Source organism: Marinimicrobium alkaliphilum (genome assembly GCF_003259155.1).
In the GTDB taxonomy this organism is placed as follows: Bacteria; Pseudomonadota; Gammaproteobacteria; order Pseudomonadales; family Cellvibrionaceae; genus Marinimicrobium_A; species Marinimicrobium_A alkaliphilum.
Map to the genome: position 1 here is coordinate 100,850 of NZ_QGMQ01000003.1, position 21,553 is coordinate 122,402.

The window sequence follows — 21,553 nt, forward strand, 5'->3', positions numbered from 1 at the left end:
CATGCGCCTCTGGCTCGCAGCCACCTGCCTGTGCCTGTCAGCCCCCGCACTGACAGATACAGGCCCGTGGCGCGCGAGCTATACCGACTGGGAAAAAGACCAACCCGAGCGGCGCGCCTACAAGCTGGGCTACCAGTACCGCAACAACGAACACCTGCGCGACTACCAGTACATCCATCAACCTCTGCTGATCCGCACCGGCGACCCCGGCCACAACGGCTACTTTCACCAGTTTGACGCCCGCCATGGCTACGCTCTGGACAACCTCTGGATCGAAGCCCAGCTGGGCGTGCACGGTTCCTCCAATATCTTCAAATACCAGCGCTTTCATCGCCAAGCCCTGGTGACCACCTTCCATGCCCACTGGACACCCGACGCAGGCCCGAGCGCCGTTGGAATCAACGGCGACTACCGCTTCGGCGGTTTCAAGGTCTACCCGCACCTGCGCCTTGAGCGCGAACTGCCCGGCGCCACAGAACTGGTGCTCGAACTGCCCATCGGCGTCCACTGGCGCGCCGCCAATCAACGCTGGCAGCTGGGGTTTGAACGCTACGGAGAAAAGTGGGGTGCGCTCGACAGTGAACGCGAGCTGAAAACCGCCACCTACTTGCGCGAGTGGCGATTGCAGGCGCTATGGCGAGCGCCCTTACAGGGGCGCTTGTCCGCCCAGGTGCATATGGGAGTGAGCTTCGACAGTCGCTTTCGTCAGTACGATTTGGCCGAGGGCTGGCAGACCCTGAATCTGGACGACGCCAGCTATCTCGGCTTCGGGTTCAACTGGTAGCGCGACGGGTTTGATCCTGGATGGCGTAACCCGGCTTGGGCTTGGGCTGGGGTAATTCCGGCAGGGGCTGAGTGGTCAGACGTAAACCTTCCTGGTAGTAGTGGGTGCTCTTCTCGTGCTCACCCAGATTGGCCAACAACCGCGCCAGCTCGGCGCAGGCTTCCGGGTCTTTGGCCAACTGCAAACTGCTCTGAAAATACTCCCGGGCGCGTCCCCACTGCTCGTTGCGCAGGCACAAGCGGCCAATGGTCAGCATCAGCGTGGCGTCAGCGGGGCGCTGTTTGAGCCAACCCTCGGCCACCAACAGGGCGTGGGCCGGGTCTTTGGTGGCCAACATCCCGTACTGGCGCACCAGTGCCTGATGCCAGCCTTTGGGCAGCACTTTACGCAATACCTGTTCGGCGTCGTCCGCCTGCCCCAGTGCCACCAAATGCTCCACGTACACCTGTACCAGAGCCGGCTGTTTCTGCAAGGGGCCAGGCACCTTCTGCCAGACTTTGCGCAGGGCCTGAACCTGCTCTGCCGCAGACAGATGGCGGGAATTCTCGCGCACCTGGCGCAACTGCTCCCGGTAGATGGTCAGCTCCAGCTGCCGCAAGTCCTCAAGCCCGAGGTTGCCATAAGCGCGCAGACTGTCGAGCAGCCCCGCCAGCGACTCCCAATCATTCAGGGCAACATACACCTGGCGCAACAGATCCAGAATCACCGGGTGCTGAGGCGCAAGACGATGCACACGCTGCAACGTTGCCAGGCACTGCTCATAGCGCTGGGCCTGCAACTGCATGCGCGCCTGAGTCAGGGCCACCGCCAGCTCGCTGCCCTCGCTGCTTTTCTCGGCCTCGTGCAAGAGCGCCAAGGCGTCCTTGCGATCGCCCAATTCAAACGCGCAGCGTGCCGCCGCCAGATAGTTGATCAGGGGCTGATCGGCCCGGGGCGCGGCCTTGATCAGCTTCTTGCGCGCCTGCTTCCAATTGCCCTCGATAAAATCGATCAGGCCCCGAGCGGTGCGTTTGCGCGCGCGCTCGCGACTGCCAAACAATAGCTGGCCGGAGGCCCGACGGGTCACCGAGACGCTGCCGCGCAATATCGCCCACAGCAGCCAGAGCACAAAGGCGCCGCCAAACACCAACAGCAGCGCAAACCACAGGCTCATTTCCACCGAGGTCTGGCCGAAGGCAATCAACACATAGCCGCTGTCCTGCTCTACAAACTGGAGGCCCCAGGCCCCCACCAGCATAAACAGCAGGAAGAAGATCAGCGCGCGTCTCATTCATCGCCCTCCGCGCGCTGGGACCGGCGATAGCGCTCCAGGCGCTCCAGGGCCTCACCGACACTGGGCAGTTCAATACTCATCGGTTGCTCGGCGAGTGCCGACAGTTCCTCGCGCACTTGCTCCGCCCGGGTGCTGCCCGGGTAGTAGCGCTCCAGCCAGTCACCGGCGGCCGAGAGGCTCGCGCGGTAAATCTCCGGCTCCTCACGCAGCCAGGCCATCTGGGCCTGTTGAATTTTGAGTTGCAGATTCATTGCCAGGTACACCTGGTTCTCCGGTGCCATCACTTCGTCGACGGCCGCGCCGTCGTGGCGACGGATACGCAGGTGGTCGCTGAACGTGCGTTTGACGCGCAGCCAGGCTGCCTCGAGACGGCCGCGCCAGCCTTCAGCACCAGACCCCTCTGCCTCAGTATCTGCAGCACCGTCTCCGGCCCGCCCCTCCAGTCCCGGCGCTGGGGCACTCAGGCTCAGGGCCTCTTCGCTCAGAGCCGCCAGGCGCAAGTAAATACCTTCACGATCGACCGGCTCAACGCCTTCCAGGGCGTTGATTTCCCGCGCCAATGCACGCCGCACCTGACTGAGGTCACTGCGTCCGGCATCACGGAGCTGGCGATCAGCCGCCCGGCTCAAGTTGAGGGCCACAGCCGCATTTCGATCCACACTCAGACGCTGACCGGCCAGCCGCAACAGATGTTCTGCCTCGGCTAACTGCCAACTGATACGATCCGTGGCCGCGAGATCACTGAGGCGGTCGCGGGCCTGGCGCAAATCATCGGCCAAAGCGCGCAGTTCGCCAGCCTGTTCATCCAGGCGTTCATCCCGTTCCGCCAGTGCAGAGCGCACCTGCCCGGCGAGCGCCTCGTCCTGGCTATCCAGCTGTCGGCGCTGATCATCGAGCTGTCGGCGTTGCTCGTCCAAGCGCTCGGCCAAAGCACTCACCTGCGCGTTGTGTTCTTCCAGTTCCAACCAGAGCCAGTACCCGCCAGCTCCGGCACCCAACAGCACGACCAGTAGCAACAGCCAGACCAAGCCCAGTCGTCGCGGCCGAGGGCCGGCGATCGGGCGTGCGGGTGCGCCTTTGGCGTGGGCCGGTGGCTCAGTGCTTTTGTCTTTGTCGTTCTGCGGAGGGCTGGTTTCGGCTTCATCCCGGGCTTCAGGAGAGTCGCGGCCCGGAGCCAGGTCGGCTTCGACCGCCGCCGGCTTGGTGGAGTCTTGGGAATCAGATTGGTCGGTGCGCGGGTCGTCAGTCACAGGACGCTCTCGTCGGTGATGTTGGTTTTCACTCAGGATAGCACGCTACGAGCGGTTAACGTAGCGCTCCAGGGCGGCAAACATGGCGGGGTCTGTGGCATTTTCCGCCATTATCACCCGATCGAAGCCAGCCTCACGGGCCAGGCCCGCCACCCGGTTGCCGGGCACCACCAAAGGCTGGCGCCAAAGGTACTGCGCCAGTGTGGCACTGTCCGGCGAGGTTGTCAGGCCGTTCAGCACGGTCACCAGGTTGGTCAGGCTCTCGCCGCTGTGCACCGTAACCAGGGTCTCGCCCTCCGGGGGCAATGCTCGAGCGAGTGCCTGAGCGGTTCCCTCCGGCAGCAAGCGCTCATAGAGCTCGCAGTAATCCACTTGGGCACCCCGTTCACGCAAGATTTCAGCCATCGCGCCCCGACCGCCGCAACCGCGAAAAATCACGATTTTCTGTCCGGTCACCGCCTGCAAGTCTGGCGCGGCCAACAGGGTTTCACTGGTCATGGCGCCGGACTGCGCCGCAGTCAGGGCACTGACCGCCACGCCGTGGTCAGCCAGCGCCCGGGCGGTAGCGTCGCCGACGGCGTAGTATTCAATACCCATGGGCAACTGGGGCCAGAAATCTTCCAGCCATTCAAAGGCGTAATGGACCGCATTACGGCTGACAAAAATGGCTTTCTGATACAGGTCGAAATCCATAATGCGCTGCTTGATCGCCTGGCATTGATCGGCGCCGGTGACCGGCGCCAGCGCCAGTACTGGCACCGCCACCGCGTCGGCTCCACAAGCGCGCAGCTGCTCACACCAGGGCTCTGCCTGAGCCAGCGGACGGGTCACCAGGACCCGGTAACCGGACAGAACGCCCGCCACTCAGAGCCCCTGAGCGTAAACGTCAGCCAGGATCTTGTCGGCCCCGGCGCCGAGCAGGCGCTCGGCCAGGGTCACACCCATGGCCTCGGCCTCAGACACCGGGCCGCGAATCTCGTCAAACAACATCGTCGAACCATCGGGCTGGCCCACCAACCCCCGCAGCCACAAGCCCTCGGGCACGTGTAGGGCGTAGCAAGCAATGGGTACCTGGCAACCACCTTCGAGGCGACGGTTCATGGCCCGCTCCGCCAACACCTGTTCCGCCGTAAGGTCGTGGTGCAGGGGTTTGAGTAGCGCCAGGGTCTCGCTATCGTCCATGCGGCACTCAATCCCCACCGCGCCCTGACCACCCGCCGGCAGACTCTGCTCCGGCGCCATAAAGGCGCGAATGCGCTCTTTGAGCTCCAGGCGCAGCAGCCCTGCCGCGGCCAGGATGATGGCATCGTATTCGCCATCATCAAGCTTCTTAAGGCGGGTCTGGACATTGCCCCGGAGAAATTTCACGGTCAGATCCGGGCGTGCCGCCAACACCTGGCACTGGCGACGGAGGCTGGAGGTGCCGACCACGCTGCCCTGGGGCAGCTCATCCAGGCTGGCAAAACGGTTGGACACAAAGGCATCGCGGGGGTCGCCACGCTCACAGATCACCGCCAAACCCAGGCCCTCGGGGAACTCCATGGGCACATCCTTCATGGAGTGGACAGCGATGTCCGCTTCGTCCGCGAGCATGGCGTTCTCCAGCTCTTTGACAAACAGGCCCTTGCCACCCACCTTGGCGAGCGGCACATCCAGAATTTTGTCACCCTTGCTCGACAGGGGCACCAACTCTACGGCCAGGTCGGGGTGGTGTCGCTCCAGCTCGGCTTTCACGTATTCCGCCTGCCACAGGGCGAGCAGACTCTTGCGGGTGGCGATGCGCAGGGTTTTGGAGGGCATAGTGGTCTCTTGGGTCGATTCAACACGGCCCCGACCGGCGCCGGGGGCTGGCGGTATCATACCAAAGACCGGCAACCGGGGCTCGATTGGCGGGGTATTGTGCACATCGATTGGGTGTCGTCGCGCTTTTTGTCGGATTACGCTGCGCTAATCCGACCTACTGGAGGCGGCGTACCGATGTTTAAGTAGGTCGGATTAGCCCGCAGGGCGTAATCCGACACTGTGGCACCAATATTTCAAAGCGGAACTTTTACCGCCCCGGCTAAAAACGAATACTCCGTATCGCTCGACTGGCTTCCATCGTCATCCGATGCATGAGCCGCATCAGGATGTTGCGCATAAAAGCTTGAGTCAACTGCTCCACCGTTGCGGCCGCCTCCGTATCCAACGCCTATTGGTTTTAACTTCGGAATACTGACATGCTAGGCAGTTACTTCCATTTGCAGGATGTGAAAATGAACCCATACTCCACATCAACCCTGCGCGGATCGTCTGTCAGCTCACACGTAAACTCCAAAGGCTTTCGTCCCACCTCAGCATACTCCTCCTTGCCAAGCTTTCCCGTACCCCAGATTTGTACTCGTTCGTCTCTATACACCACAAATATACTTTGGTGCGCCACAAACTGTGCAGGCAAGAACTGCCGGAGTTTTCGCTTCATGGACGGAAAACTGAAGTAACCGTTTTCATCGGCAACCGTCTCTTCAGATTCGCCTTCGCGATCTTTCCAGGCAACATGACGGATGATTTTTGCCCCGGCGGCGGGCTGACCCTGATAGGTAAGGTGTCCATCCATGGCGGAGAACACATAGACATCTTCACCACTGAACAGTGACATAGCAACTCCCTGTGCGGAATAAAGGCTGGAGAAAATCAGCAAGGCAATACTGACAACAACGGCGGCTTTCATAGGATCCTCCCTGATTTTCTTGCAAGCGTAGCACACGCGCTACAAACGAATCACGTCGACTCGTTCACAAATTATCAACCTGGCACTAAAGACCGCGCGACATCCGTTTTTGTGTGTCCGACGATGTCCAACGGCTACATGTCCGCGCTTATCAGTAAAGGCAAAAACGCTGGGCAGTGACTGGATCGTCCACCCCAGTCACTGCTGTGGCTTATAGAGAGCCGGTCACTGCACTCAAGGGCAAACCAGGAGTTCATCCCGCTCGGTCAGGTGAAGCGGTATCTCATGGCGAGGAATGGCGACAACCTGATAGGGCGACGTAATCGCCAAGGTTACCGGGCAGGCCTCGCCGGGAGATGTGTTCAATACATTGGCCAGCAGATGATTGCGGGTTGCCACCACGCGCTCGACGCTGATGTTATAGCCGCCCGTTGGCCGCTCTCCCATAAATACCGCAAGCACCATGTAGCGCTCCAGATCGACATCGAGACTGGTGCCAATCAGACGCGATATCTCCCGCAGGCGGTTCTCATCTTTAGCCAAAAGAAAACGCTTGGTCACCACATGTTGCGTGTAGAAACCCGACGCCAACTCTCGAGTCGGTATGGGGCGGCAATCTGGACACACCGGCAGAGCATCAGCCTCCGCCTGCTTGACCTCCGCGTGCACGGCCCCTGCAACAACCAGAAGCACAGCCATAAGCAGTTTGCTTGCATACTGAGTCATAAATCCTCCATTAGATTTTTAATCATTCGTACTGCCATAAAGCATCCAACAGCGTGTTGGACACAACAAGGTTAGACGGAGAGGATGGCCAGGCGCGCGATGAGGGTCTCAGTTCGCAAAAGCAATAACAGAATGTTACAGGATGCTAACAATTGGCATGTTAAGCATTGCGCTTTCTTGATCGCGATTAGAGCTGTTGAATCAATGAACGAATACTCTGGGTGTGCCGTCGGCTGACCACCGGTGCGGTATCGATGCCTTCCAGGCGAACACGACACTGGCCCATGGCGTTGCGCTCCAGGCCCTGAATGTGAGCAATGGCCACCAGGGCGTTGCGGTGGATGCGCACCAGTTGCTGGGCAAATTCCTGCTCCAGGTCCTTGAGCGTTTCATCGAGCAGATGCTCGCCTTCGGTGTGGTAAACAGTGACGTATTTCTGGTCGGCAATCAGACAGCGGATATTGTCGATGGGGATCAAATCCACGCCCCGGTGGGTTTTCGCGCTCAGGTAAGTACGCTGGCCGTTACCCGCTGCGGGGGCACTGTCGGTCAGTTCTGCCCGCTGCAGTTTATTCGTGCGCCGGGCCTTGTCCAATACCTGGGTGAGCTGTTCGGTTTTGACCGGCTTGAGCAGGTAACCCACGGCACTGGTGCCGAAGGCATCCAGGGCGTGTTCATCGAAAGCCGTACAGAAAATCACGGCGGGTGGATTGGGCCGCTCGGCGATCTGCTCGGCCGCCACCAGGCCGTCAGTGCCAGGCATACGGATGTCGAGCAACACCACATCCGGATCACGCTCTTCGATCAATTGCAGCGCCGCTTCCGCGTTGGCCGCCTGGGCCACCAACTCGTGGCCGTCCAGGCGCTCGACCATGCGCGCCAGACGCTCCCGCGCTAACGGCTCATCATCTACGACCAGTATCTTCATAAGCTTGCCTTGGATAGCTGATGTGGACGTGGTAGTGGTTGTCATGCTGCTCCACCGCCAGTCCGGCCTGCGGGCCGAAATGGGCCTCCAGACGGTGACGAACATTGTCGAGCGCCATATGGTTGTGTGGCCGCTGCGCACGCGCAGTGCCCGAGGTGTCGGGCGGCAGCGGGTTGTGGATGGCCAAATGGACCTGGCGCTCATCACAGCCAACTTTCAGGACCACTGCCCCCCCATCAGGCAGGGGCTCAATGCCGTGAAAAACCGCATTCTCAAGCAGCGGCTGTAACAGAAGACTAGGCACAAGTACGCCTTTGGGCAAGTCCGGCACCTGCCAGTCGACCTTCAAACGCTCTCCCAGCCGCAGTTGCTCAATAGCCAGATAGCGCCGGGCCAGTGCCAGCTCCCGCTCCAGCGGCACCAGCGCCGGTTCCGCCAAACTCGCGCGAAACAGCTCAGAGAGGTCTTCCACCACCCGCTCGGCAGTCTCGGGCGCGGTTTCGATCAGGCTGGCGATGCTGTTCATGCTGTTGAACAGAAAATGAGGCCGGATACGGGCCTGTAAGGCGTCAATTCTGGCGCTTAAAATCGCAGACTGCTGGTTGCGCAGCTGTTGTTGCAGATAAAGGTAGCGCAGGCCAATACCCGCGACGATGACCGCTATCAGCAATTGTTCCGCCACGCCCCACAGGCTGAATACCGGCGGCTGAGGCCAGTAGACGTACTGCAACCACTGGCCGCTGAGCGCCACCAGCGCGGTCACCCCGAGCACCAGACCGTAGCTGATCAGCCCCGCGTGGGTAGGGCGCAGGCGGTTGAGCAGCTGACGCGCGCGGCACAGAAGCGCGGCGCTCAGCAGCACCACCCATTGCACATGAAAGGAGATCATCCCCAGCAGCTCCCAACTGAAGTGGCGCAGGCCACTGCTGGCCAACGCCAACAGGACCGCCAGGAGCTGCGCCACCAACACCAGCAGCAGCACGGCCTGGGAGCTACACAGATTGGGTAGAAAGTCGTTGTCTGAGTCGAGCTGTGAATTCACCGCGGCAACTCCTGCGCTCAAAGGTTAAGTGGGCTATAATGCGGCCCATTCTTATTGTGGCCTATCCTACGCGATTTTGCGGCGAACAGCCCGGGATAGCCGTCAAATTGTGACCGACTTGTCACCCAATCACCTAGAGCGAGCGATATCAGACCCATGAGCAAGAGCGATCAGAAGCCGGAGCAAACCAACCAGTCCTGGGGCGGACGCTTTTCCGAGCCCGTCGATGCCTTTGTCGAGCGCTTCACCGCGTCCGTAGGTTTCGACCAGCGCCTGTACAATCAGGACATCAACGGCTCCATCGCCCACGCCACCATGCTCGCCGAGGTCGGGGTACTGACCAGTGAGGAGAAAGAGCTGATCATTGACGGGCTCGAAGCTGTGCGCGCCGATATCGACGCAGGCAACTTTACCTGGTCCGTCAGTCTTGAAGACGTGCACATGAATATCGAGGCGGCGCTGACCGAGCGCATCGGCATCGCCGGCAAGAAACTGCACACCGGGCGCTCCCGTAACGACCAGGTGGCCACGGACATCCGTCTGTATCTGCGCGACGAGATCGACGCGATCAGCCGCGAGCTGACCCGTCTGCAACAGGGCCTGCTGGATCTGGCCGAACGCGAAGCCGACACCATCATGCCCGGCTTTACCCACTTGCAGACGGCGCAGCCAGTCACCTTTGGGCACCACCTGCTGGCCTGGTTTGAAATGCTCCAGCGCGATCACGGTCGCCTGATCGACTGTCGCGCACGCCTGAACCAGTCGCCCCTGGGCGCCGCCGCGCTGGCAGGCACCACCTACCCCATCAACCGCGCGCGCACCGCCGAGCTGCTGGGCTTTGACAAGCCCACGGAAAACTCCCTCGACTCGGTGAGCGACCGGGACTTTGCCATCGAGTTCTGCAGCTTTGCCAGCATTCTGCTGACCCACCTCTCCCGCGCCAGTGAGGAGTTGGTGCTCTGGACCTCGGCCCAATTCGGTTTTATCGAACTGCCCGATCGCTTCTGCACCGGCTCGTCGATCATGCCGCAAAAGAAAAACCCGGACGTGCCCGAGTTGGTGCGCGGCAAAACCGGTCGGGTCAACGGCCACCTGATCAGCCTGCTGACCCTGATGAAATCGCAGCCGCTGGCCTACAACAAAGACAACCAGGAAGACAAAGAGCCGCTGTTCGACACCGCGGACACCGTGAAGGATTGTCTGCGCGCCTTTGCCGATATGGTGCCGGCGATCAAGCCGCGCAAAGAGAACATGTACGAAGCCGCGCGCCGGGGTTTCTCCACCGCCACCGATCTGGCGGATTATCTGGTGCGCAAAGGCACACCCTTCCGCGATGCCCACGAAGTGGTGGGCAAGTCCGTGGCCTACGGCATTGAGACCGGCAAGGATCTGTCGGAAATGAGTCTGGAAGAGTTGCAGCAGTTCTCCGATACCATCACGGCGGATGTGTTTGACGTGTTGACCCTGGAAGGCTCAGTGGCGGCGCGCGATCATATCGGCGGCACCGCGCCGGATCAGGTGCGTGCTGCGGTCAAGCGGGCGCGGGCGGGGTTGTAAGCGGTCAGATTTTTGATGTTCGCTCTTTCGGGGTCGGTGCCTCATTTGTCGGATTACGCCCTGCGGGCTAATCCGACCTACTGCATACGAGGTGCCATTGTTCGAGCAGGTCGGATTAGCGCAGCGTAATCCGACACTGAGGCACCTAACTTCAACCTAGAAGGGGCAAACATGATAATTAATAATCGTAAAACCTCACTACCGGCAAGATTGCTTCTCACAATGACCGCCCTGCTGCTGTCATGGTCTGCACCGTTTGGTTTCGCAGCCGAGGAGGACGGTTCGATCAGCCCCTTCAGCGATAACCCCTGGTACTGGGCGTATCGGGGAGAGCCGGTTCTGCTCAGGGGCGCAACTGACGATGACAATCTCTTTCAATGGACGGGCGAAACGCTCACCAACCATCTCGATCTGCTTGTATCGGTGGGCGGTAATTATGTCCGGAACACCATGTCCGATCGCGAGACAGGAAATGTTTACGCATTCAAGGAGGATGACGAGGGCGTATACGACCTCGACCAGTGGAACGATGAATACTGGGATCGTTTCGAGACCTTCCTGCGCGAGACGCATAAGCGCGGCATTATCGTTCAGCTCACCCTGTGGGATCAGTTTGATCTGAGTCCCGAGCATCCGTGGCTGAGCAATAAAAATATCGACACCACCTCAACGTCTGCAGGCACTGAAGCGGCGAGTGGGCAAGAAGTCTTTCACGAATTCAGCCGTTCTGATTTCTACAATGCGGTTGAAGACAACAATGAAAACTTACTCCAGTACCAACGAAAATACGTAGACAAGTTACTGTCCTACACCCTCTCGTATGGCCATGTCCTGTACAACATTAATAATGAAAGTAGCGAAGGCGCGGTCTGGGAGAATTACTGGGCGCAGCATCTCAATCAGGCGGGCCGGGAAGCCGGTCGCGATGTCTATGTAACCTCGATGCAGTTCGACCCCTCGAACTCCGTCCGTCATGTCATGTCTTTTCCGGATATCTACGGGTTCTATGAAATATCGCAGAACAACCAGGATTCACGCGGAGCGAGAGGACATGGACACTGGGATAACATCATGCACTGGCGCCAGAAGATCGCCTCGCATGGCCCCAAACCGATGAACAACGAAAAAGTCTATGGCGGTGGGGATGGCGTAAACAACTATTCTGCCGGCACAGAGACGGAAGCCATCAATCGCTTCTGGCGCAACATTTTTGCAGGCAGCGCGTCAAGTCGTTTCCATCGGCCTACCGATTTAGATAACACCGTCAATCCGCGCACCTGGGGTTCCGGTTTGAACGCGCGGGTACAGACGAACCTGAAAGCCATGGACATGCTCCTGGAAGAGCTGGATATTTTCTCAACATCACCACACAACGACTTACTGTCACATGCAGTTGCGGCTACCCCCGCAGCTGTAGAGGCCTATGTGCTGGCCAACATCGGCAAGCAGTACGCGGTGTACTTTCCGCAGGGGCGGTACATGGTCAACCTTGATCCGTGGGTGTATGTAGATCGGGTGGAGGTTCGGTGGCTCGACATTGACCAGTTGACCTGGTCCGAACCTGAAGTGGTCGAGGTCCGGTGGGAAGGCAGCGAACTGGACTGGGGCGACCGCGGTACCATCAGTCTCAAGACGCCGAGCAACCGCTCGTACGTGGTGCTCGTGACGGCAATTGAATAGAGCACCATTGTGAGGTCGGTTTGTCGGATTACGCTGCGCTAATCCGACCTACTTGGGCGAGGGTGCGTTGATTTTGGGGCGGTGCCGTTTTTGTCGGATTACGCTGCGCTAATCCGACCTACTTGGGCGGGGGTGCGTTGATTTTGGGGCGGCGCCGTTTTTGTCGGATTACGCTGCGCTAATCCGACCTACTTGGGCATGGGTGCGCTGATTTTGGGGCGGTGCCGTTTTGTCGGATTACGCTGCGCTAATCCGACCTACTTGGGCATGGGTGCGCTGATTTTGGGGCGGTGCCGTTTTGTCGGATTACGCTGCGCTAATCCGACCTACTTGGGCGGCGGTGCGTTGGTTTTGGGGTGGGGTTGGCTTGTCGGATTACGCGCTTCGCGCTAATCCGACCTACTGGATGCAGCGTGCCCATGTTCGAGTAGGTCGGATTAGCCCGTAGGGCGTAATCCGACACTGAGGCACCCCACGTCAATTTATAACCTACTGGGGTTGGCGTTTGATGAGATCGGATTCGGTTAGCCCTTCGGTGATTTCGATGACCAATCCATCCGACAGGCCTACCTTGACCTCGCGCTTTTCAAACTGCTGCGGCGCGGTCTGTACTTCGACGTAATAACGCTCACCTTCAATCAACAGATTCCGTTCGTTAATGGTGAGTACGTCGTCGCGCTGGGCCAAAACGATGTCGGCATTGGCGCTGTAGTTGGCGCGCAGAAACCACTCCTCATCCAGCTCAACCGCAGCGCGGATTTCGAACTTGATGGTGCCCTGATCTTCCTGCCCCTTCGGTGCAATATGTTCCAGGGTCGCGTCAAAGGTCTGCTCCTGAAGCGCCCCCACGTGCAAAATCAGGTTCATGCCTTCACGGATTTTCCCAACTTCGGCTTCGTCGATCAGACCTTCAAAAATCATGTCGTTCATATTGGCCATGACTGCCACCGCCGTACCCGCACCGTAGGTGCTCGACTCGACAATAAAGGTACCTTCCCGATTGGGCACATCCAGAATCATGCCATCCACCGGCGCGCGAATAATATTCGACACCAGATCCGATTCCCGGGTGGACCCCTCACGAATCAGCAACAGATGATTTTCCGCCGACTTGACCGCTTCCTGGCGTAGCTCATGATCCAGCTGGAAACGATTGAACTCTGAGGCCGAAATGAGGTTGGTTTCGTACAGGCGACGCTGGCGGTCCAACTCGCGTTCGGCATTATTGAGGTTGATTCGGGCCGACTGCAATTGCGACTCCGCCGAGTTCAAGGTCACCATATTCGGTGCCAGCGTGATATGCGAAATCAGGTCGCCGCGCTGGACGGTATCACCGGCCTCCACATAGACCCGCTCAACAACCCCGGACACCTGGGAGGTGACATTGACTTCCATACGCGGCACCACACGACCGGTTGCCACGGTTTTTTCGATAATGTTGCCGATCACCGGAGCTTCGGTTTCAAAGACTTCCGGTGCCTCCTGGGACTTACCGTAAAGAAACAACGCGGTACTGATAAACACCAGGGCAACCAGCAGCACTACAAACCAGGTTACTATTTTTTTCATCCTGAAACTCTCTATAGGTGTATAAATAAAAGAAAAACGTTATTCGTCTTGCAACGCAACAATCGGATTAACACTGGCGGCCTTGGCCGCCGGCAGCAGCGACGCCAGCACACCGGAAATCACCAACACGCCCAGCGCCAGCAACGCCGTCTGAAAATCTACCTGCGGATTGATAAAGGCACCACCGCCACCGCCCGCTTCAAGCATCGCGTTGACGCCCTCCAGCACCAGGACACCAACCACCAGGCCCGTGTAACCGGCCACCGCCGTGATCAACACCGACTCTTGCACAATGGTGATCACTATCGACGCCGGAGTGGCACCCAGGGCCTTGCGCAAACCGATTTCCCGCGTGCGTTCGCGCACCACAATCAGCATGATATTACCCACGCCGATAGCACCCGCGATAATGGTGCCGATGGCCACCACCCAGCTGAATGCCGTGATCCCGGTAAACAGACCCGAGACCTTGTCGAACTCGACCTGCAAGTTAAAACTGCCGAAGACTCCCGCATCATCAGGTGCGACCTGACGGCGCTCATGCAGAAAGCGTTTTACATCCGCTTCAACCTGCGCGGCGTGAATCCCGGGCTTGGGAATCACCACCATACTGCCCACCCAACCGAGCTGGTTAAACGTATGGCGCAGGGTTTCATTGGGCATAAAGACCCGCTCTTCATCGGAGGCATTAGGGTTGCTCGAGGTACTGCGGAACACCCCCACCACCTGAAAACTGATGCCGTCGATAATCACATAGTCACCGATCGGGCTCACTCCGGAGCCAAACAGCTGATCCCGCACACGCGTGCCGATGATGACCACTTTGCGTTTGCGCTGATCATCGAGTTCATTGATATAGCGACCTTCGACAATGCCCTGCTGATGAATACTGGCCATGCCGGCATTGGCACCCTGAACCGAGAAGCTACCGCTGTTGGAGCCGTAAACGGTATAAGCGGGTGAGCCGCCCCAAATACCGACACTGTTTTGCGGGTAGAGCCGGTCGACACTGGCCACATTCTCGCGAATCGCTTGAATATCTTCCCCGAGCAGGCGGATTTGCCGACCGGTAGGCATACCCTGATAGGGGATTTGGGTGCGCCCCTGGGACCAGATCCATACCGAGTTGGCCGTGGGCGGGAAACCGGACATGGCGCCGTTCTCCAACGCTTTGCCCGCACCCAACAGCACCGTGAGCATAAAGATGCCCCAAAACACCCCAAAGGCGGTTAGCGCCGTGCGCAGCTTGTGCTGCCCGAGGGTAAGAAAAATTTCCTGCCATTTCTGAACGTCAATCATCCCGGCTACTCCGCGCGCATCGCTTCAATGGGCGGAATACGCGCCGCTTTGAGCGCGGGCATCAAGCCCGCCAGGGCACCGACTACCACCAACAAAACAATCGCCGTGAGCGCCGCCTGAAAATTCACCTCGGGGTTCTGGAAGTACGCCATGTCCGCACCGGAAGTGGCCAGTCCCAAACTCACCAGCTCGATCAGCCCGACACCCACCACCAAACCGGCGTAGCCCGCGATACTGGTCACCAACACCGACTCCAGCAACAAGGTACGCACGATATGGCCAGGGGAGGCCCCCAACGCTTTGCGGATGCCAATCTCCCGGGTACGCTCCTTGACGGTAATAATCATGATGTTACTCACCCCCACAATCCCTGCCGCCAATGTTCCGAGCCCCACAAACCAGATGAAGGCATTGATCGCGATAAACATGCCCGACACCATCTGGGCTGGCTCGGCCATATTGAACGACTGGATCGCGCGCCTATCTTCCGGAGACACCCCATGACGGCGCTGCAGGAGCGCGATCACCTGGCGCTCGAACTCAAAACCGTCGATGCCGGCCTCCGGTCGCAGCCACAAGCTCTGGACATTGTCGCCGCCGCCAAACACAGTGCGATAGGTGGAATCGGCGATATAGATGCGCTCGGAATCACGCCCCCGGTTGCCGCGATCATAAAAAATGCCGACCACGGTCATCACCACGTTATTGACCTCCACCTGGCGTCCGACCGGATCGACACCGGCGCCAAAAATGCGGTCCGCCACCGTGCGTCCGAGCAGCGCGGATTTGCGAGTCCGATCCTGATCAAGGGGGTTCAACCGACGACCGAAGTCAAACGCCCCCGGCTCCTTGATGCGCAAAAAATCATCGGGAATGCCGCGCAGGGAAAAACTGCCGGTGCGATTGCCGTGGCGAATGGTGGCGTTGCCCATCTGGTTTTCCGAGGCGATAAAGCGCACACCCGGCACCTGGCGCTTGACCGCGTCGACGTCCGCCGTGGTCAGGCGGATCTGCCGCCCCAAGCCCATGCCCTGATGCGCCACCGAGGTGGTGTTGGTCCAGACAACAACGAAGTCGCGCACATCGGTACCAAAGGTACTGTAGACCCCGTTTTGCAGGCCGCGCCCGGCGCCGAGCAGGAGAATCAGCATCAAAATGCCCCAGAACACGCCGAAGGCGGTCAGGGCCGTACGCAACTTGTTCTTGCGCAGGGTATAAAGAATTTCCTGTAAACCGTCCATGGCTTATTCCTCAGTCACCGCCACCGGCGTTTCATTGTGAAGTTCATGACCATCCACAATCAAACCATCCCTGAGCACAATCTGACGCTGTGTCTGGTCAGCCACATCCTGTTCGTGGGTCACAATCACGATGGTGTTACCCAGATTGTGCACCTCCTTGATCAGCGCCATGATGTCTTCGGTGGTATGGCTGTCGAGCGCCCCGGTGGGTTCATCCGCCAGAATCACTTTGGGCTGGGTCACGAGCGCGCGGGCGATAGCGACGCGCTGCTTCTGTCCACCGGAGAGCTCATTGGGCATGTGATGACCACGGTCATCCAGGCCCACCATCTCCAGGTAGCGGGCCGCACGGCGGTTGCGCTCGCGCCGGCCCACCCCCTGATAGTAGAGCGGTAAGGCAACGTTTTCGATCGCGTTCTTGAAGGGCAGAAGATTGAACGACTGGAACACAAACCCGAGCAACTGGTTGCGCATCTGCGCTGCCGCCTTCTGCTTGAGGTTTCGAATCTCACGCCCGGCAAGCAAATAGTTACCCTCGTCATAGTCGTCGAGGATACCGAGGATGTTAAGTAGAGTAGACTTACCAGAACCGGAGGAGCCCATAATGGACACCAGCTCCCCTTCACGGATATGCAGGTCGATGCCCTGGAGCACATGCAAACGCTGCTCGCCGGTGGTGTAATATTTGTGGATATTCTCAAGCTTAATCATGACTTCCCACCTGATATAACGCGCCTTTCCCGGGCGCCGCTTTATTGTGTTCCACCTTTTCGGGAACATCCAACCGTCGCCGTGTTACGACTTAACAGAGGGTTAGACGTCGCCGAAGTGAAAATGGATTCAAAGGCGGGGAAAAGTATATCAGGTCGGCGGGACTATATCCTTATCCTAAGATCCCCCACTGAATCAGCGCTGTGCCCACCAGGCTCACCACCACGATCCCGGCGACGTTGAGTGCCAAACCGGCGCTGACCATCTGCTTAATGCGCAGCTGACCCGAGCCGAACACGATGGCGTTGGGGGGCGTGGCCACCGGCAGCATAAAGGCACAGCTGGCGGCGATGGCGGCGGGCACCGCCAGGGCTTCCGGCGGCAGGCCGATGGCCAGGGCCAGGGCGCCGAGCAGCGGCAGAAATGCAGCGGTAGTGGCGGTGTTGCTGGTCACCTCGGTGAGGAAAATCACCGTCACGGTCACGGCGCCGATGATCAACAGAATGGGCAGGCCGCCTACGGCTTGCAAACCCTCAGCAATCGCACCCGCCAGGCCCGAGCTCTGAATGATCGCCGCCAATGCCAAACCGCCACCGAACAACAACAGGACATCCCAGGGCAATTTTTTGGTGGTGGCCCAGTTCATCAAGGAGCCTCCCGCCTTGTCACCGGAGGGAATCGCGTGGAGGACAATGGCACAACTGATGGCGATGGAGGTATCGGTAATCGGCACGCCGGGCAACAGGCGCGCCAACAGCGGTTGAAAAATCCAGGCCAGCGCGGTCAAAGCAAACACCGCCGCCACACGCTTTTCCATGGTGGTCATGGCGCCCAGTTCACGCAGCCGGTCCTTGAAAACGGAATGGTCACCATCATTGCCCACGTCGGCCTCAGCGTCAGTGCCCGCGGTCAGGCCACGGGCCACCACTTTCGAGAGCCAGAACCAGGCGAGCACCAGCATGATCGCCGACACCGGCAGTCCGATCACCATCCACTGGGCAAACCCGATGTTCATCTCATGCTGATCCGACAGATAGGCCGCCAGCAACGCGTTGGGCGGCGTACCAATAAGAGTGGCGATGCCGCCGATACTGGCGGCGTAGGCAACCCCCAGCAACAGCGCGACGGCGTAAGGATTGCCTTCGGTGGCCGCGGATGCCCCCTTGAACTTCACCACCGACAATACAATCGGTAGCATCATGATCGCCGTGGCGGTGTTGCTCACCCACATACTCAAAAAGGCCGTAGCGAGCATAAATCCGGCCAGCTCCCTGGCCGGCGTACCACCCACTGTCGAGAGCGTGAACAGAGCGATGCGTTCGTGCAGACGCCAACGCTCCATGGCCAGCCCCAACACAAAGCCCCCCAGGAACAGGAAAATCAGCGGATGGGCATAGCCTCGCGTAACGTCGCCCGGGTTGGCAATCCCCAGGGCCGGACCCAGCACAATGGGCAGCAGCGAGGTAATGGCGAGCGGCAGCACCTCGGCAATCCAGAAGGTGGCCATCAAAAACGCCAACCCGGCCGCCCGCCAAGCCTCGGGCTCCAGGCCGAAGGGCGCGGGTACTACCCAGGTCAAGATCAGCCCGGTCAGGCCGATACCACCGCCTATCAGGCGGCCACGGTTGTCGGCGGCAGCAGGCACGACGTTGTTGGGGGCGGCTTCAGTCATAGTGTTGAATCTCACGCAATTGGGCTCAGAAGTTGTTATGCTTTCTATCATAGCCGCCTGAAACGGGGTCTGCCTTTGACCCGACGCAAACCGACACGCATCGAGGGAACTTTGCCCGAGCTAGACCGCCATCAACTGATTGCCGCCGCCAAACGCTTCAGCGCTTTGAACGAGGTCCGGCGCACCCGCATGCTGGATGCCCTGCGCGATCGTCAGCACAGCTTTGTTGCGCTCCTGCCACTGTTTTTCCACCTCAACCACCGGCAACTGCCCGGCTATATCGATGAGGACACCCCCGTCGGGGTATTTGGTTACAGCCCGGACAAAAACCAACAACGCCTGGCTCAGGGCCTGGCGCCAGGCTACTACTACCGGCATGAACCGGCGCGCGGCAAACCCGCCATCGATGCGCTCTTCGTCATGGGCAGTGCGGGTACCATCGCCCAGGGCCACAAAAGCGACTTCGATATCTGGGTGTGCGTCAACCCGGCGCTCACCTACGAGCAACGCCAACAAGTTCAGCGAAAGTGCAGCGCACTCAGCCAGTGGGCCGAGCAGCAGCTGCGCCTGGAAGTGCACTGCTTTTTGATGGACCCGATCAAATTTCGCGCCGGCGCCACGTCCGCCATGAGCGGTGAAGCCAGCGGGTCCACCCAACACTACCTGTTGCTCGATGAATTCTACCGCACCGCCATCTGGCTGGCGGGCAAAAAACCGCTGTGGTGGTCTATCCCCGCAGAACGCGAAAGCGAATACGCGGCCCTCGCGGCCGAGCTGGAGCACACGCGCATGCTGCGCACCGACGAGCTGGTGGACTTTGGTCCGGTGGCGGAAATCCCCACGGCGGAATTTGTCGGCGCCGGGATGTGGCAGCTGTACAAGGGCATCCACTCGCCCCACAAATCGATACTCAAACTGTTGTTGTTGGAAGTCTGCGCCAGCCACCCGGCGCGCCGCCCCCTGTGCCTGGACTACAAACTCCAGGTTCAGAGCGAAGCCCGTACCCCGGAGACCTTGCCCGACCCCTACCTGCTGATCTACCAGCACCTCGCGCGGCACCTCGAAGAGCGCCAACAGCCCCGGCGCCTGGAACTGGTGCGCCGGTGCCTGTACTTCAAAATCGACAAACCCCTATCGCGGCGCGAACGCAGCGCCTCACCAAGCTGGCAGCGGCAACAACTTGAGGCTCTGGTGAGCGAATGGGGCTGGTCGGAGGCGCAGATCCACAGCCTGGACAACCGGCGCCAGTGGCGCACCCCCGAGGTCACCGAGGAGTACAGCCTGCTGGTCAACGAACTGACCAACAGCTATCGACTGATCAGCAACCTGAGCAAAACGTCCGCCGGCGCATCGGCAATCGATCGCCAGGAGCTGGCCATACTCGGGCGCAAACTGCATGCAGCGTTCGAGCGCAAGGCGGGTAAAATCAACCCGATCAACCCGGATATCGCCTTGTCCCTGGAAGAGCCGGCACTGAGTTTTCTCGAGGAACGCAGCGCGCAGCCGGATACCCATGGCTGGCGAGTCTACGCCGGGCGCCTCAACACACTGCCCGCGGGCGAGGCGCCGCTTAAACGCGCGCGCCACCTGCTTGAACTGTTCTGGTGGTGCTACTACAACGGCATTGTTTCCGGTGCCTCCCGAGTCGATATCCAAAGCCAGCGACTCAGCCTGTCCGCACCCCAGCAACAGGCGCTGCTCAACCAATTGCGCCAATGGCTGCCTTTGCCGGCACCGAGCCCGAGTCACGAGGCTTTTACCCACAAGGCCGAGGTCGAACAGCTGCTGTTAACCCTCAATATCGGGGTCAGCGCTGCGGCACAGGACCGGGTCCTGCGCGCCGACCAGGACCCGATCAACCTGCCCACGGCACCGGGCAGCCTGGTGCGCGAGGCCGAACTCAGCTACACCAACAGTTGGCAAGAACTGGTCTGCCGACACTTCGACGGCGATGCACTGATCAGCGCTCTGATCCACGCCCTGCGCCTGACACCGCCGGATACCCGCGCCCACTTGCCAAGCCCCACGGTGTTTACCCTCCCGCACCCCAATGCCCAGAGCCTCATCCAGAGAGTTCAGCACCTGTGGCAAGACATCGACCGTGCCTTCTACCGCCACAACACCCCCGGGGCGCGCTACATCATGGAATACAGCGGGGACTACCTGCTGATCCAGCTGTTGCATCAGCAGCCCCAGGTCACTCGTTTTACATCGGTAGACGCCTTGATGACCAAGCTGGGGGACGCCCAGGCCCAGTTCAGCCCCCTGCGTATCGACCGCTACGCCCTGCGCCACCACCTACTGGGGCAACTGAGCGAACTCCTGGAGCAACCGGCCGTTACCCTCTGCTACCGTCCTGCCCAATCCGCCCGCAAGGCGCAACTGTTGATCGCTGACGAGCGCGCCTCACTCTTTACCCTGGGCGGAGGCATTTTCGATCCACGCTTCTCTCTGCGTCCGCTGCAACAGTTTATTGAAGCCACCCAGGAACGTCAGCTGCAAGACGGCGACCTGAACGAACTACCCCCGGTCCGCTGGTACACGCTCAACGGCGGCGACACCCTGCAACCGAGCCAGGTTGCCCCCGGCAGCAGCCTGCCCATGGCCAACCTGCGCGCGATTGCCGAGCCCGATGACAACGGCGGTCTGGGTTACACCCTGCTGTGCGAGGAGCAGGAATTCAGCGCCCTGGAGCACGGCTCGGATCTGTTTCCGGCGGTCGCCCGCTACATCCTCTCCATGCGCCAAAAGCGCCAGCGCTACCCCTGTCACATCACCGACCTGGACCTGTCCCAGTGCCGCGACCTGCTGGCGCCCGCCAGCGGGCTGCAACTGAGCCACTACCTGCGCATCAAAGCCCGAATTGAACAACGCCTGAACCTCGCGATTCAGCAGGTCTGAGGTTATACTGCCCGGCTATTACACCCGCAGCGCGAACCACCGTCGGAGTTCTGATATGGCACACCCGAAAATCCTCGCCCTGAGCCTGGGCAGCCTGTTGCTGGCGGCGACCCTGGCTGGCTGCGGTCAAACCGGGCCGCTGTATTTGCCCGAACAGGAACAGCCGCCCGAGTTGGAAGAAACGGTCCCCGCAGACGCGGATTAATTCAC

The 21,553-nt window shown here is 59.9% G+C and carries 18 protein-coding genes; 5 read left to right on the forward strand and 13 right to left on the reverse strand.

Annotated features, from left to right (window positions below; all coding sequences use genetic code 11):
- Window position 1 precedes the first annotated feature (1 nt).
- A complete protein-coding gene (locus tag DKW72_RS05960; protein WP_111641433.1) occupies window positions 2-784 on the forward strand; it encodes a hypothetical protein in 783 nt (260 codons plus the stop codon).
- Here DKW72_RS05960 and DKW72_RS05965 read toward each other — a convergent pair.
- The 8 genes from DKW72_RS05965 to DKW72_RS06000 all read right to left on the reverse strand — a co-directional run bounded on the left by DKW72_RS05965 (window position 774) and on the right by DKW72_RS06000 (window position 8,713).
- Window positions 774-2,054, reverse strand: coding sequence for a heme biosynthesis HemY N-terminal domain-containing protein (locus tag DKW72_RS05965; RefSeq protein WP_111641434.1), 1,281 nt, complete (start codon window positions 2,052-2,054; stop codon window positions 774-776). The two genes, DKW72_RS05960 and DKW72_RS05965, sit on opposite strands and share 11 nt — an antisense overlap.
- Complete coding sequence (locus DKW72_RS05970) at window positions 2,051-3,307, reverse strand: uroporphyrinogen-III C-methyltransferase (protein WP_157960408.1); 1,257 nt, start codon at window positions 3,305-3,307, stop codon at window positions 2,051-2,053. The genes DKW72_RS05965 and DKW72_RS05970 overlap by 4 nt, the downstream gene beginning before the upstream one ends.
- Window positions 3,308-3,352: 45 nt before the next feature.
- Window positions 3,353-4,171 (reverse strand): uroporphyrinogen-III synthase, encoded by an 819-nt coding sequence (locus DKW72_RS05975; RefSeq protein ID WP_232522327.1) that lies wholly within the window; start codon window positions 4,169-4,171, stop codon window positions 3,353-3,355.
- Window positions 4,172-5,107 (reverse strand): hydroxymethylbilane synthase, encoded by a 936-nt coding sequence (hemC, locus tag DKW72_RS05980; protein ID WP_111641436.1) that lies wholly within the window; start codon window positions 5,105-5,107, stop codon window positions 4,172-4,174. It abuts the gene before it with no gap.
- Window positions 5,108-5,537: 430 nt separating this feature from the next.
- Entirely contained in the window at window positions 5,538-6,017 is a 480-nt protein-coding gene (locus DKW72_RS05985; RefSeq protein ID WP_111641437.1) for a DUF6795 domain-containing protein, read from the reverse strand.
- A 234-nt stretch (window positions 6,018-6,251) separates the two neighbouring features.
- Complete coding sequence (locus DKW72_RS05990; RefSeq protein WP_111641438.1) at window positions 6,252-6,743, reverse strand: protease complex subunit PrcB family protein; 492 nt, start codon at window positions 6,741-6,743, stop codon at window positions 6,252-6,254.
- Window positions 6,744-6,930: 187 nt separating this feature from the next.
- Window positions 6,931-7,671, reverse strand: a complete 741-nt coding sequence (locus DKW72_RS05995; protein ID WP_111641439.1) for a LytR/AlgR family response regulator transcription factor — start codon at window positions 7,669-7,671, stop codon at window positions 6,931-6,933.
- The gene (locus DKW72_RS06000) at window positions 7,649-8,713 is read right to left on the reverse strand and encodes a sensor histidine kinase (RefSeq protein WP_232522328.1); all 1,065 of its coding nucleotides are present in this window, start codon (window positions 8,711-8,713) and stop codon (window positions 7,649-7,651) included. Before DKW72_RS06000 ends, DKW72_RS05995 begins: the two co-directional genes overlap by 23 nt.
- Before the next feature lie 156 nt (window positions 8,714-8,869).
- Here DKW72_RS06000 and argH point away from each other — a divergent pair, with 156 nt between their 5' ends.
- A complete protein-coding gene (gene argH, locus DKW72_RS06005) occupies window positions 8,870-10,270 on the forward strand; it encodes an argininosuccinate lyase (protein ID WP_111641440.1) in 1,401 nt (466 codons plus the stop codon).
- 222 nt (window positions 10,271-10,492) lie between these two features.
- Window positions 10,493-11,950, forward strand: coding sequence for a hypothetical protein (locus DKW72_RS06010; protein WP_111641441.1), 1,458 nt, complete (start codon window positions 10,493-10,495; stop codon window positions 11,948-11,950).
- A 489-nt stretch (window positions 11,951-12,439) separates the two neighbouring features.
- Here DKW72_RS06010 and DKW72_RS06015 read toward each other — a convergent pair whose 3' ends face one another.
- From DKW72_RS06015 to DKW72_RS06035, 5 genes are all read right to left on the reverse strand, one after another.
- Window positions 12,440-13,519, reverse strand: coding sequence for an efflux RND transporter periplasmic adaptor subunit (locus DKW72_RS06015; protein WP_111641442.1), 1,080 nt, complete (start codon window positions 13,517-13,519; stop codon window positions 12,440-12,442).
- 39 nt (window positions 13,520-13,558) lie between these two features.
- On the reverse strand, window positions 13,559-14,818 hold the full coding sequence (locus DKW72_RS06020) for an ABC transporter permease (protein ID WP_111641443.1): 1,260 nt from the start codon (window positions 14,816-14,818) through the stop codon (window positions 13,559-13,561).
- A gap of 5 nt (window positions 14,819-14,823) precedes the next feature.
- Window positions 14,824-16,059 (reverse strand): ABC transporter permease, encoded by a 1,236-nt coding sequence (locus DKW72_RS06025; RefSeq protein WP_111641444.1) that lies wholly within the window; start codon window positions 16,057-16,059, stop codon window positions 14,824-14,826.
- 3 nt (window positions 16,060-16,062) lie between these two features.
- Window positions 16,063-16,770: an ABC transporter ATP-binding protein gene (locus DKW72_RS06030; protein WP_111641445.1), complete on the reverse strand. Its 708-nt coding sequence runs from the start codon at window positions 16,768-16,770 to the stop codon at window positions 16,063-16,065.
- A gap of 172 nt (window positions 16,771-16,942) precedes the next feature.
- Entirely contained in the window at window positions 16,943-18,442 is a 1,500-nt protein-coding gene (locus tag DKW72_RS06035) for an SLC13 family permease (RefSeq protein WP_111641697.1), read from the reverse strand.
- 111 nt (window positions 18,443-18,553) lie between these two features.
- Between DKW72_RS06035 and DKW72_RS06040 the strand changes: the two genes are divergently transcribed.
- Both DKW72_RS06040 and lptM read left to right on the forward strand, forming a co-directional pair.
- Entirely contained in the window at window positions 18,554-21,343 is a 2,790-nt protein-coding gene (locus tag DKW72_RS06040) for a class I adenylate cyclase (protein WP_198411240.1), read from the forward strand.
- Between the two features lie 55 nt (window positions 21,344-21,398).
- Complete coding sequence (gene lptM, locus DKW72_RS06045) at window positions 21,399-21,548, forward strand: LPS translocon maturation chaperone LptM (protein ID WP_111641447.1); 150 nt, start codon at window positions 21,399-21,401, stop codon at window positions 21,546-21,548.
- The last annotated feature ends 5 nt before the right edge of the window (window positions 21,549-21,553 follow it).